Origin of the sequence: Hymenobacter rigui, assembly GCF_003944715.1 — a bacterium.
In the GTDB taxonomy this organism is placed as follows: domain Bacteria; phylum Bacteroidota; class Bacteroidia; order Cytophagales; family Hymenobacteraceae; genus Hymenobacter; species Hymenobacter rigui.
The window spans coordinates 91561-104623 of the sequence record NZ_RWIT01000009.1 but is presented as its reverse complement, the minus strand read 5'-3'; the positions used below and the strand labels follow the sequence as shown (position 1 = coordinate 104623).

Sequence of the window (13063 nt, the reverse complement as noted above, 5' to 3'; positions counted from 1 at the left end):
TGGTTGTCAGTTGTCAGAAGCACAGCCTACCTAGAACGTCATTCCGAGCTTGCCGAGGAATCTCGCGTGCTGACTTTGTTGGATAAAGAACGTCATGCTGAGCGAAGCCGAAGCATGACGCTCTGTTTGCTTATCGTTCTTTCTTCCGCTCATCGTTCTGCCTGCCAGCGTCAGTTCTGAAACAGGCGGGAATAGACCTGTTCGTGCAGCATCTGGGCGGCATCGAGCAGGACGGCGGAGCGGGTGGCGTGGCGGTGATCGAGGGCGTCGGCCCCGAGCAGCAGGTCGTCGAAGATGGCGTAGAACTCGTGCTGCAGGCGGTGGCCTTCCATGGGGCCCAGGCAGCCCAGCCGGATGGCCGCGCTAACCTGGTCGCGCAAAGTCAGGTGCAAGTAGAGCGTGTGGATTTCGGGCAGGGTGTATTCGAGGCGGCGCAGGCTCAGGGCCAGCAACGGCACGAAATGCAGCGGCAGCTCCTCGGCGGCCAGCCACGCGCCCAGCGCGGGCAGGCCAGCAGCCGGATAAAACGAGTGCAGCAGCCGCAGCCAGGTTTTGCCCTGCGTGAGGCTGCCGCGGTGCAAGGCCGACACCAGCAGCTGGGCATCGTACTCCTGCACAATGGTGCGCAGGGCTCCAGCCCCGGCGGGTAAAGCGGCCCGGTAGCAGGCGTTCAGGAACGGTACCTCCAGCCCCACCGCCTGCTGCAGAAACGAATACAGGTAATTCCGCAACCCGCTTTCCGACTGCACCAGTCCAAACGTGCGGCTACTCTCCAACCCATACGAGTACGCAAACCCACCTGTCGGCAGGGCCGAATCGGCCAAGTGAAGCAAACGGGCAAGACGCATCGTTAGTGCTTGGTTGTTAGTGCTTGGTGCCTTGGGATGTTCAACGCGAAGAACGGGAGAGGCACCAAAGAGAGAACGTAGAAATGAAAGTCTGCCAGGAGCTAGGCACTAAGCACTAGGCACTAATACCTAAAACAGATTATACAGCTGCGTCAGGGGCAATGTGTCCACCGGTTCGCAGGTGATGTGCACGCCGTCGAAGGTGACGCGGTAGGTTTCGGGGTCTACTTCGATGTTGGGCAAGTAGTCGTTGAGGGCCATGTCCTTTTTCTGCACCGTGCGGCAGCCCTGCACAGCTACTACCTGCTTTTTCAGGCCGTAGGAGGCGCGCACGTGTTCCACCGACGCGCCCGACACGAAGGCCAGCGCAATCGGGCCCACCGCCCCGCCGAAAGCCCCGAACATGGGCCGCGAAAACGAGGGCTGGGGCGTGGGAATGGAGGCGTTGGCGTCGCCCATCTGGCTGCGCACGATAACGCCGCCTTTTAGCACCATTTCGGGCCGGGAGCCGAAGAAAGCGGGTTTCCAGAGCACCAGGTCGGCCAGCTTACCGATTTCGACGGAGCCGATGTGCTGCGCGAAGCCGTGGGCGCGGGCGGGGTTGATGGTGTACTTGGCCACGTAGCGCCGGGCCCGGAAGTTGTCGCAGCCGCGGGCGGCATCCTCGGGCAGTAGGCCGCGCTGTTGACGCATCTTGTGAGCCGTTTGCCAGGTGCGCGTCACCACCTCGCCCACCCTGCCCATGGCCTGCGAGTCGGAGCTGATGATGCTGAGCGCGCCCAGATCGTGCAGCACGTCCTCGGCGGCAATGGTTTCGCCCCGGATGCGACTTTCGGCAAAGGCCACGTCCTCGGGGATGTTGCGGTCGAGGTGGTGGCAGACCATGAGCATGTCGAGGTGCTCGTCGATGGTGTTTTTGGTGAAGGGCCGGGTGGGGTTCGTGGACGAGGGAATGACGTTCGGCTCGCCGCAGATTTTGATTATGTCGGGGGCGTGGCCGCCGCCCGCGCCCTCGGTGTGGTAGCTGTGGATAGTGCGGCCCTTGAACGCGCCCACCGAGTTTTCCACGAAGCCACTCTCGTTGAGCGTATCGGTGTGGATGCACACCTGTACATCGTACTCCTCAGCCACCTGCAGGCAGGTATCGATGGTGGCGGGGGTGGTGCCCCAGTCCTCGTGCAGCTTGAAGCCCAGAGCCCCGGCCTCCAGCTGCTCGCGCAGGCCCTCGGGGCGGGAGGTGTTGCCCTTGCCCAGAAAGCCGAAGTTGAGCGGAAACGCATCGGTGGCCTTCAGCATCATCTCGATGTAGAACGCGCCCGGCGTGCAGGTAGTGGCGCTGGTGCCCGCTGATGGCCCCGTGCCGCCGCCCAGCATGGTGGTGAGCCCGGCGGCCAGGGCCTCGTCAATCTGCTGGGGGCAGATGAAGTGGATGTGGCAGTCGATGCCGCCGGCCGTGAGGATGAGCCCCTCCCCGGCCACCACTTCGGTGGTCACGCCCACCGTCATGCCCGGCGTCACGCCCGGCATAATGTGCGGGTTGCCGGCCTTCCCGATGCCCGCAATGCGCCCGTTCTTCACCCCGATATCGGCCTTGTATATGCCGGTGTAGTCGAGCACGAGGGCGTTGGTGATGAGCAGGTCCAGGGCCTCCGACTGGGAAACGCCGGCGGCCTGGCCCATGCCGTCGCGCAGCACCTTGCCGCCCCCGAACTTGCACTCCTCGCCGTACACGCAGAAGTCGTGCTCCACCTCAATCACGAGGTCGGTATCACCCAGCCGCACCCGGTCGCCGGTGGTAGGGCCGTACATATCGGCGTACGCGCGCCGTGAGATGGAAAGGGACATGGGAAAAGATAATTGGTAAAAGCAACAAAAATCACTATCAGCTTGATTTGACGTGGATTAATTTCCAGCGTTATTCCCGATTGAAGAAAATTGTCTCATTAATATCTACAGCTTCAGGTTCAACTTCTAGAGGAAATGTCAAGTAATGAAATGTCGTAGATGTGAGCATGTGGATAAAATAGCGTTTTCCCTTACTCGGATACAAAGACCCTCCACTGAAAATCACAATATGCGGTGATATTATTTGATAGTTAAATGAAATATTTCTGCCTTTATTAATTACCCGAGCAGTATGATTTGAATAGAATATTAAACTGACTTTTATTTTGTTATTACTTTCGTCTTTGTAGTATCCACCCCAGTTACCAGCTAGTAATCGATATGCTTCCATTACCAACTTCGTGGAATCTTTTTTATATACACTCTTACTCAAATCATGTTTATTCAACCTATTCTGATTCATTCTGTTTTTTTGACTATGAACCTTTGTAGTGCCCAATAGAAAAAACAGAATTATAGCAATACACTCACGAATAGGCATGACATGAATTATCTAGTAATTATCTATTGATTATCACCCCCTTTTGTTTCATGCAATCCACCTTCCCATTAATCCGCGCGTTGCCGCCGTACACGATTCTTTCCCCGGCCAACGCCACCAACGTTACGGTTTTCCGTTCGCCGGGCTCAAAGCGGACGGCGGTGCCGGCGGGAATGTTGAGGCGGAAGCCCCGGGCAGCGGCGCGGTCAAAGTCGAGGGCGGCGTTGGTTTCGAAGAACGGGTAGTGCGAGCCGACCTGGATGGGCCGGTCGCCGCGGTTGAGCACGTCGAGGGTCAGCGTTTCGCGGCCTTCGTTGAGCTGCACATCTTCGGTGGCCAGTTGGTACTCGCCGGGCGCGGGCGGAGTGGTTTCGGGCGGGGCGGCGGCCGGGCGCGGGGCGCGTACGAGGCCGGAGCCGTAGAGGGCCAGCTCGGCGGAGCCGGTTTCGCGGCAGATGGGGTGATGCACCGTCACGAGCTTGGTACCGTCGGGGAAAGTGCCTTCCACCTGCACCTCAGCCACCAGCGCGGCCACGCCCGGCAGCACGTCCTGCAGCCCCAGAATCTGCTTGCCCTTGTCCATCAGCGCCGCCACCGACTCCCCGTCGCGGATAAACTCCAGCAGTTGGGTAGCCAGCAGCGCCACCGCCTCGGGGTAGTTCAGGGCCAGACCACGGGCGTAGCGTTTCTGGGCCACCACGCCAGCCTGGTGCAGCACCAGCTTATCGAGGTCTTTGGGAGAGAGGTGCATCTGGGAAGGGATTGGTTAATTGATGTCGTCATTGCGAGCGGAGCGAAGCAATCCTTCCTTCACCTTGGCAGAAACTCAGGATGCTTCCCAACCAAAACTGCTATGGGCTCAGCGCAGACCAAGGTTTGGCGCTTCGAAAAGGAAGGATTGCTTCGCTCCGCTCGCAATGACTGGTGCTTACTTTTCACTATTTCCGCACTTCTAAACAGATTCCCATAAATCATCCACCCGCCGTACCCGATGCTGAGCAGGGCCGAGACGACGACCAGGCCGGCGCGTAGGTTGCGGCTGAAGCGCATGCGCTGGGTGAAGGGCACGCTCATCAGGCCGGTGGCGCCCAGCATGCCCACCACCGAGCCCAGTCCGAACAGTACTAAGTAGGCCACGCCCAGCCAGGCGGAGCGCAGGCTCCCCATCAGCAGCAGCACCAGGGCCCCGCTGCCGGCCAGCCCGTGCACGAGGCCCACGGCGTAGGCCGTGCCCCGGTGGTAGCGCGGCGGGGCAGTCTGGTAGTAGCTTTTATCGGTGAGGCGGCTCAGACCCAGCACCAGCAGCAGCGCGCCCACGGCGGCCTCGAAGTAGTTAGTGTGGGTGATGAGGGAGCGGCTCAGCAGCAGCGCGCCCCCAAATACCACCAGTGTAGTAGTGTGGCCCAGGCCCCAGAATAGCCCTTCCCGCACAGCGTCGCGGCGGTGGTCGTGGCGGGCTACCAGGGTGCTCACGGCAATGAGGTGGTCGGCCTCGAAGGCGTGTCCGGTGCCGGCCAGCAGAGCGAAGGAAAGTGGCAGGGCCTCTTGCATTAAGACGGGCGCATCAGGAATTTGAGTGTGGTAATCTAAGCGGAACGCCGGATACTCAACATACTTTTCTCGAATTACCCCTAAAAAAATAGCCCTGCTACCAGAGCAGGGCTATCTATTTTCCTAAAACTACCTTACAAATACTACCCGCCCACTACCGGGGCGTTGGGAGCCGGTACGGAAGGATTGTACTGAGGCGTGGCGGCGTTGTGGATGGCGGTGGCCAAGCCCTTGTCCGATTTGAAGTCGTTGCGCTTGTAGGGGCGGATGATGAGGCGCAGGGCCTTGTCGGAGCTAAAGTAGCTGATGGCCCAGCCCACCAGCGTGACCACCTTGTTACGGAAGCCCACCAGCGTCATCAGGTGCACAAACAGCCAGGTGAGCCACCCGAAGAAACCGCCGAAGTGCTTGTTGCCGGGCAAATCCACCACGGCGCGGTTGCGGCCCACAATGGCCATGCTGCCCTTGTTGGTGTACTTGAACGGCCGGAGGGTTTCGCCGCGCAGCAGCCGCTTGAAGTTTTCGGCTAGCTGCTCGGCTTGCTGAATGGCCACGGGGGCCAGCATGGGGTAGCCCCGCGGCATCTCGTCGGTGACCATGTTGGCAACGTCGCCGATGGCGTACACGTTCTGGAAGCCCACCACCCGGTTCACCGTGTCCACGTTCACGCGCTTGTTGCGGGCCACGGCGGCTTCGGGGAGCCCTTCCAGCGCCGCGCCGTTCACGCCGGCCGCCCAGATCAGGTTTTCGGTCCGGATAAACTCGGTGTCGGAGTAGTACAGCTTGCCGTCGTCGAAGTGTTTGGCCTGGGTGTTGAGGCGCACGTGGATGCCCATTTCCTCTAGGTAGCGCTTAGCCTGCACCTGCGAGTCCTTGCTCATGGGCCCCAGCACCTCCCCGCCCGATTCGACGAGGTAGATTTCCATCTGCTTGAGGTCGAGCTCGGGGTAGTCCTTGGGCAACACATCCTTGCGCATCTCGGCCAGGGAACCGCAGATTTCCACGCCGGTGGGGCCGCCGCCCACCACCACCACGTTCATCAGGGCCTGCCGACGGGCGGGGTCTTCGGTGAGAATGGCCTTCTCGAAGTTCTGGAACAGGTAGCTGCGCAGGTTCAGGGCGTTGGGCACGCTCTTGATCTGCATGGCATTCTGCTCGATGCTGGTGAGGCCGAAGAAGTTGGTGAGCGAGCCGGTAGCAATAACCAGGTGGTCGTAGCGGATGTCACCGATGTTGGTGGTGAGCGTGTTGGTAGCCGGATCTACCCGCTGCACATCGGCCATGCGGTAGAAGAAGTTGTGCTGGCCGGCAAAAATCTTGCGAATGGGGTAAGCAATGCTGTCGGCCTCCAAAGCCCCGGTGGCTACCTGGTACAGCAGGGGCTGAAAGTTGTGGTAGTTGTTGCGGTCAATCACCACCACCTGCACGGGGGCATCAGCCAGGTCTTTGGCCAGCCGCAGCCCGGCAAAGCCACAGCCGATAATTACGATACGAGGTTGGGAGGTGCGAGGCAGATTGGTATCCATAGCAAAGTCAGAGGTCAAACAGTAGCTGTACTGAATATAGGGCGGAATGGTTGAATGGCTGAATAGGCTGACGGTCATTGCGCGGCATGTGGCGCATCAAGCCAGTGTCCGAAGCAATCCATCCTTCATGCAGTCCAGAGCCTGAATAAACACGAAGCCCCTGACGTGCGGGCGCCAGGGGCTTTTAAAGTAGGTCGAAGAGGAAAGATGGGAAAAGACGGATTACTTCTGAAACTGGCTTGATGCGCCACACGCCGCGCAATGACCGTCCAGCCATCCAACAATTAAACTCAATAATCCACGCCTTCCTTCTTCTTGAATTCGCCGCTTTTGACCTGGTTGATGAGCTGCAGCCAGCTGAAGGGGTTGAGCAGCGGGTTGTTAGTAGCCGGGGTAGCCCCGAAACCCATGCGGCGCATCTGGTCGTTCTGCTGAGCCTGCATGGTTTGGCGGTAGTTACCCATGCTGGTAACGGGCAGCGTGTTGAACATGCGGCGCATGATCTGCTCGTTCAGCTTATCGGCCGGCGTACGGTCGTTTTCGGTTGGAGGCTTCATGGCCAGAAAGGCTTCCTTGAAGGCCTTTTCGGTAGCATATGGGAAGATGCGCACCTCTGGCAGTACCGTGGCATCTTCTTTCAGATTCACGATAACCGAATAGCTTTGGCGCGGATAATTTTCCGGGATAATTACGTACTGATTGCGGTAGCCCAGGCTCCGGATTACGATACTATCCCCGGCCAGCACGGGCAGCGAAAAATAGCCGTAGGGGTTGCTGGTGGTACCGCGCCCGGCTTTGGGCACGAAGATGGCCGCCCCGGGTACCCCCAGCAGGGAGTCGCCGGAGGCAACAATACCGGTGAACTGCACTACCTGGCGCTGCCCCTGGGCCCGCGCCCGCCCGGGGGCCAGCAGCAACACGGCCAGCAGCACGCCCACTACGGCAGGAAACAACAGGAAACGAAATCGGGCCACAACAGACATACAAGGTGTTACGAGTTACCAAAGATACGGCACTTTCGGGGGCCGCTGCTGGGTTTGTGTATAAATTCGGGCCCGGCTCCAGCACTGCCGGCCCTCTGCATTTCCCTAAAGATGCGTCTGAAACACTTTACCGTTGCATTCGGCCAGCAACTCTTCAAAGCTCTCGGCGACGATTCGCGGGTGCGTATCCTGCATTTGCTCTGGCGCAACCAGGAAATGTGCATTTCCGACCTGGAACAGGTACTGGACTTCAGCCAGACCAAAACTTCCCGCCAATTATCGTACCTGAAAAATGCAGGTTTGGTGAATTTCCGGCGCCTCGATAACTGGGTTTTCTATTTCATTAAGGACGAGGCCCAGGACTTTCTGCACCAGTTACTAAGCTACATGGAGCGGGACCCGCAGTTGCAGCACGACCAGAAGATTTACCAAACGCTCTGGTCGAACCGGGAGCTGGCCGCGTATAAGCTCCAGAACCGCCGCTGGACCGGCCACCCCTGAACCCTGTTTTTCTCGTTGTGAAGCCCGCTGATTCCGTCACCCGCCTGTTTGTATGCACCGCCCAGAAAGATGAGATAGGCAAGGAAGTAGCCCGGGCTCTGAAGATTGAACTGAAAAAGCAGGGCCTGAAAAAGCTGCTGCTGGGCGGCGAAAAGCGCAAAGTGCGGGTGCAGACCTGCAATTGCCTCGACCTGTGTAAACAGTGCAAAAAAGGTCCCGGTGCTGCCCTCATCGTGTACCCCGAAGGCACCACCTATGGCAATGTAAAGCCCAAGGACACCGCCGAAATTGTAGAATGCCTAGGCGAAGGCCGGGTTATTAAACGGCTGCTGATTGAATGAAGTCAGGCCAGCAGCAGACCGTCATGCTGAGCTTGCCGAAGCATCTCTACCGCTTCGTTGTAGTAATAAGTAGTCAGAGGTAGAGATGCTTCGGCAAGCTCAGCATGACGGTCTATCATCATTTCCCATTTACCTCATCACCCTCATCACGCGTACCCAAGTGAAATACCGCCATATTTTCTTTGACCTCGACCATACGCTGTGGGATTTTGAAGCCAACGCCGATGAAACGCTGCGCCACTTGTTCGCGGAGCACAACATCGGCCGGCACGGGGTGTCCGTTGATAAGTTCATTGCTGTGTACTCGGAGGTGAATCACGGGTTGTGGCGCTTGTACCAGAGCAATAAAATCAACCAGCAGCAGCTGCGCACGGTGCGGTTTCCGCGCACGTTTATGCAGCTGGGCCTGCGCGAGGAAGACTCGCCGGCGGGCATTTCGGAGCAATTCACCGACATCCTGCCCCGGAAGTCGGCCGTATTTCCCTATACCTACGAAGTGCTGGACTACCTGCGCGACAAAGGCTACCAGCTACACCTGATTACCAACGGTTTCCGCGACATTCAGCACGTCAAGCTGGCCTCGTCGCGGCTGACGGACTACTTCCAGGAGATGGTGACTTCTGAGTGCTGCGGCCACCTCAAGCCCGATACCCGCATTTTCCAGCACGCGTTGGAGCGCACCGGAGCCACCGCCCCGGAAAGCCTCATGATTGGCGACAACCTGGAGTGCGACGTGCTGGGTGCCTACAACGCCGGCCTCGACCAAGTGTACTTCAACCCCGACAAGCGCCGCCACTTCAACCAGATAACCTACGAAATCAGCTGCCTCAGCGAGTTGAAGGAGATTTTGTAAGTTCCTCCTAATGAGGTGAATGTAGCTGGCAAAAGAGGATAAAACGGTAACACATATACTAGCCCTTACCTTTGCCGCATGATTCGCTTACTTGGTTTTTCGGGCCGGCGCGGTAGTGGTAAGGACACCGTAGCCCGGCTTATTCAGCAGCTTCAGCCGCAGCAGCGCTGGCACATTCGCTCGGTGGGTGAGCCCATTAAAGCCGTATGCGCAGCCTTGGCGGGCGAAGGCACGGCTCCCTATTTCTCCCAGCAGGGCAAGGCCGAGAAACTGCCTGCTTTCGGGCGTACCCGGGGCGAGATGCTGCAACAGGTAGGCCTGGCCCTGCGCCAATGGGAGCCGGATATCTGGGTGCAGGCGTTTTTCTCCACACTGCCTACCGACAAGCACACCCTGATTCCGGACGTGCGCTTCCCCAACGAGGCCGACCTCATTCGCAGCCGCGGCGGCCTGATGGTGCGCGTGGAAGGCGACCCGCTCCACCAACGCGGCGACGGCACCCGCGACGACCAGCATCCCAGCGAAACCGCTCTCGACCACTACCCCAACTTCGACTTCACCATCCACAACTCCGGCTCCCTGGCCGATCTGGAATGGCAGGTGCGGGCACTGCTGGGGCGGTTGTAGGCGTAATCCATCGGTCTGATGGTAAAAGATCTAAAGCAGAAGATAGGTTGGCTACTCGCACTGGTGCTCATACTGCCAGTTAGCGGTGCGCTTCTGGCATCCTTTTTCACAGGAAATTACGCTACCTGGAAGGCGAGTCAGGGGCCGGAAACCACTGCCATTGTACTAAGTAAGTCGAAGGAAAAGCCTCCTAAGTCCGGAGTATATAGTTATCATGCTCAACTGGCTTTTGCCGTATCCACTACTGACTCGGTAACGGCCATAGCGGACGTGAGTCGCTCCCATTTTCAGGAGTTACGCCCGCATAGTCAGACACGGATCAGCTACGACCCACAAAATCCACAACGTGTTTTGTTGGCAGCCGAACACTGGTTTCAGTGGGAGTCATTGCCGATTCTTCTGCTCTCTATAAGTCTGTTGTGGGCTTGCAGACAGGCCTTGAGCAGAAAAACACCTGCTGGAGTATAACTCCTTCGGCAACTCTGGGTCCTTCTGATTTGGAACAGGAGCACGGAAGTTATCGGGAAAATTACAGCTTAGCCTACCGGCCCCGGCTGCTCCTGCCACGAGGGCGTTCCGCCCGACGCGACGCGGGGCCAGCCATCCACGTACTCCAGCCGGTCGAGTAGCAGCACCCGGCGCGAATGGCCCTGCTCGTCGTCGATGGCTTCGAAGGTAGGCTGACGCGGGTCGATGGCGTGGTAGGCCAGCCAGTCGTGGCCGGCGGCATCGGTTACCACGCAGTTGTGGCCGGGCGCGTGCCAGTGACGGTTGGCTTCGAGCAACGTGGCGTACGGGTTGCCGGTAGCTTCCGCCAGCGTTTCAAAGGGGCCGAGGGCATGGCGGGAGCGGGCCACCAGCACGGCGTAGTGGGCGGCGGGCCCGCAGCAATTATTCCCCGAATAGAACAGGTAATACCAGCCGTGGCGCAGTACTACCCAGCTGCCTTCCAGCAGTTGGTCGTAGCGGCGCGGGTCGTTGGTATCGGCCGGGTGCAGCAGCTTCCGGGTTTTGCTGTTGGGCTTGAAGGATATCCGGTCTTCGTCCAGCTCCCGCACCCGCAGCGGCCCGAAGCCCGAGCCCCAATACAGCAGCCGCTTACCGGTGGCCGGATCATCGAAGGCCATGGGGTCAATGTCCTGAAAGTCTTTGCCGCGCCGCAATGGGGCACCTACGTCCCGGAACGGACCGGCGGGCTCGGTGGCTGTAGCCACGGCCAGGCACAGCCCCGCGCCCCGGTCGGGCTTGGCGGAGTAATAGAGGTAAAACGTACCCGCGTGCTCACTCACGTGCGGGGCCCAGAATTTCTGGTGGCGGCGGGCCCAGGCGGGTTTTTCCGGCAGGCCTTCACCCAGATACGCCCACTGCACCAAGTCCGGGGAGCGGGCCACCTGCAGGTTGATAATGGCACCGCCGGGGCGCTTGGTTTGGGTTCCGTAGGCGTAATAGTAGCCGTCGGAAGCCCGGATAATGGTGGGGTCGGGAAAGTCAAAATCCCAGACCGGGTTTTGATAGGTGGAGGCCATGCAGTGTGCTTGGTTGGGGTATGGGCCGGTATACGCAGTTTTAGGACTGAACAGTCTGTGGCCGGCAGGACCGCCCGGAAACAAGCCCGTGCAGCTTCGCCCCATCATTCCCGGCAGCGCGCTACCTTTGCCTTCCCACCACCCATCACGCCAAACCAGCACTCCATTATGGCCAACGGCTTTTTCAACGTCCCCGTCCCCATCAACGAGCCTGTAAAAGGCTACGCCCCCAACTCGCCCGAGCGCACCGAGCTGCTCAAGACTCTGAAGGAACTCAAGCAGCAGGAGCGCGACATTCCGATGCACATCGGCGGTCAGGAAGTGCGCACCGGCAACACCCAGCGCATCTCCCCGCCCCACGACCACCAGCATACCCTCGGTTACTTCCACGATGGCGCTGCCGAGCATGTGCAGCAGGCCATTGACGCCGCCCTGGCCGCCCGCCCCCAGTGGGCCGAGCTGCCCTGGGAGCAGCGCGCCGCCATCTTCCTGAAAGCCGCCGACCTACTGGCCGGCCCCTACCGGGCGCGCATCAACGCGGCCACTATGCTGGGCCAGAGCAAAAACTGCTTCCAGGCCGAAATCGACGCCGCTTGCGAGTTGATCGACTTCTTCCGCTTCAACGTGCACTTCATGCAGGAGCTCTACCGGCAGCAGCCCCAGAGCCAGCCCGGCATGTGGAACCGCCTGGAGCACCGCCCGCTGGAAGGCTTCGTGTTTGCTCTCACCCCGTTCAACTTCACCTCCATTGCCGCCAACCTGCCGTCGTCGGCCGCTATGATGGGCAACGTGGTGGTGTGGAAGCCCGCCAACACCCAGATTTACTCGGCCCAGGTGCTGATGGAGCTGTTCAAGGAAGCCGGCGTACCCGACGGCGTAATTAACTTGGTGTACGTGGACGGCCCCACCGCCGGGGAGGTTATCTTCAACCACCCCGACTTTGCCGGCATCCACTTTACTGGCTCCACGGGCGTGTTCCAGAACATCTGGAAAACCATTGGCCAGAACATTCACAAGTACAAGAGCTACCCGCGCATTGTGGGCGAAACCGGCGGTAAAGACTTCATCGTGGCCCACCACACGGCCCATGCCAAAGCCGTAGCCGTGGGTATCAGCCGCGGTGCCTTTGAATATCAGGGTCAGAAGTGCTCGGCCGCCTCGCGCGTGTACCTGCCCTCCAACCTGGCCGACGAAATTCTGGGCTACGTGAAGGAGGACCTCAAGTCGTTCAAAATGGGCGACGTGGAGGACTTCTCAAACTTCATCAACGCCGTTATCGACGAGCGGAGCTTCGACAAGCTGGCCAAGTACATCGACGGTGCCAAGGCCGACCCGAACGCCGAAATTGTAGCGGGCGGCAACTACGATAAGTCAAAGGGCTACTTCATTGAGCCCACGGTTATCGTAACCAAAGACCCCAAGTACGTGACCATGTGCGAGGAGCTGTTCGGCCCCGTGGTAACGGTGCACGTGTACGACGCCGACAAGTTCGAGGAAACGCTGGAACTGGTAGATACTACCTCGCCCTACGCCCTCACCGGCGCCGTTTTCGCCCAGGACCGCTACGCCATCGACCTGGCCTCGAAGAAGCTGGTGCAGGCCGCCGGCAACTTCTACATCAACGACAAGCCCACCGGCGCAGTAGTGGGCCAGCAGCCCTTCGGTGGGGCCCGCGCCTCCGGCACCAACGACAAGGCCGGCTCCATCCTGAACCTGCTACGCTGGGTGTCGCCCCGCGCCATCAAGGAAACCTTCGTGCCTGTTACGGATTACCGTTACCCCTTCCTGGGTGCCGCTCCCGCCGAGGATTTGAACAAGGACAAAGGGCTGTAGCGCAAAGCTTCGCTTCACGGAACATTGAGCTACCAGCCAGACAAAACGCCGCCTCGGGAAATTGGGGCGGCGTTTTTGTCTATTACCT

13 protein-coding genes are annotated in these 13063 nt (G+C 59.5%); 5 read left to right on the top strand and 8 right to left on the bottom strand.

The window, feature by feature from the left end; genetic code table 11:
• Positions 1–170 precede the first annotated feature (170 nt).
• The 7 genes from EI291_RS15685 to EI291_RS15660 form a co-directional block, all read right to left on the bottom strand.
• Positions 171–848 carry an urease accessory protein UreF gene (locus tag EI291_RS15685; RefSeq protein ID WP_125421965.1) on the bottom strand — a complete coding sequence of 226 codons (678 nt, stop codon included), beginning with the start codon at positions 846–848 and terminating at the stop codon, positions 171–173.
• 129 nt (positions 849–977) lie between these two features.
• A complete protein-coding gene (gene ureC / locus EI291_RS15680; RefSeq protein WP_125421962.1) occupies positions 978–2693 on the bottom strand; it encodes an urease subunit alpha in 1716 nt (571 codons plus the stop codon).
• 70 nt (positions 2694–2763) lie between these two features.
• Positions 2764–3234 carry a hypothetical protein gene (locus EI291_RS22915; RefSeq protein WP_170172678.1) on the bottom strand — a complete coding sequence of 157 codons (471 nt, stop codon included), beginning with the start codon at positions 3232–3234 and terminating at the stop codon, positions 2764–2766.
• 19 nt (positions 3235–3253) lie between these two features.
• Complete coding sequence (locus EI291_RS15675; protein ID WP_125421959.1) at positions 3254–3985, bottom strand: urease subunit beta; 732 nt, start codon at positions 3983–3985, stop codon at positions 3254–3256.
• Between the two features lie 59 nt (positions 3986–4044).
• Positions 4045–4785, bottom strand: coding sequence for a sulfite exporter TauE/SafE family protein (locus EI291_RS15670; protein ID WP_125421957.1), 741 nt, complete (start codon positions 4783–4785; stop codon positions 4045–4047).
• 143 nt (positions 4786–4928) lie between these two features.
• A complete protein-coding gene (locus tag EI291_RS15665) occupies positions 4929–6311 on the bottom strand; it encodes an NAD(P)/FAD-dependent oxidoreductase (RefSeq protein ID WP_125421954.1) in 1383 nt (460 codons plus the stop codon).
• Positions 6312–6601: 290 nt separating this feature from the next.
• A complete protein-coding gene (locus EI291_RS15660) occupies positions 6602–7285 on the bottom strand; it encodes a carboxypeptidase-like regulatory domain-containing protein (protein WP_170172677.1) in 684 nt (227 codons plus the stop codon).
• Between the two features lie 120 nt (positions 7286–7405).
• Here EI291_RS15660 and EI291_RS15655 point away from each other — a divergent pair, with 120 nt between their 5' ends.
• The 4 genes from EI291_RS15655 to EI291_RS15640 all read left to right on the top strand — a co-directional run bounded on the left by EI291_RS15655 (position 7406) and on the right by EI291_RS15640 (position 9616).
• Entirely contained in the window at positions 7406–7795 is a 390-nt protein-coding gene (locus EI291_RS15655; protein ID WP_125421948.1) for an ArsR/SmtB family transcription factor, read from the top strand.
• A 17-nt stretch (positions 7796–7812) separates the two neighbouring features.
• Positions 7813–8136, top strand: coding sequence for a (2Fe-2S) ferredoxin domain-containing protein (locus EI291_RS15650; RefSeq protein WP_125421945.1), 324 nt, complete (start codon positions 7813–7815; stop codon positions 8134–8136).
• Between the two features lie 160 nt (positions 8137–8296).
• On the top strand, positions 8297–8989 hold the full coding sequence (locus EI291_RS15645; protein WP_125422162.1) for a YjjG family noncanonical pyrimidine nucleotidase: 693 nt from the start codon (positions 8297–8299) through the stop codon (positions 8987–8989).
• 78 nt (positions 8990–9067) lie between these two features.
• Positions 9068–9616, top strand: a complete 549-nt coding sequence (locus EI291_RS15640; RefSeq protein ID WP_125421942.1) for a hypothetical protein — start codon at positions 9068–9070, stop codon at positions 9614–9616.
• Positions 9617–10152: 536 nt separating this feature from the next.
• Here EI291_RS15640 and EI291_RS15630 read toward each other — a convergent pair.
• Positions 10153–11142, bottom strand: coding sequence for a glycoside hydrolase family 43 protein (locus tag EI291_RS15630; RefSeq protein WP_125421936.1), 990 nt, complete (start codon positions 11140–11142; stop codon positions 10153–10155).
• A 168-nt stretch (positions 11143–11310) separates the two neighbouring features.
• On the opposite strand from EI291_RS15630, the gene pruA reads away from it, so the two are divergent.
• Positions 11311–12975: an L-glutamate gamma-semialdehyde dehydrogenase gene (pruA, locus tag EI291_RS15625; protein WP_125421934.1), complete on the top strand. Its 1665-nt coding sequence runs from the start codon at positions 11311–11313 to the stop codon at positions 12973–12975.
• Positions 12976–13063 lie beyond the last annotated feature (88 nt).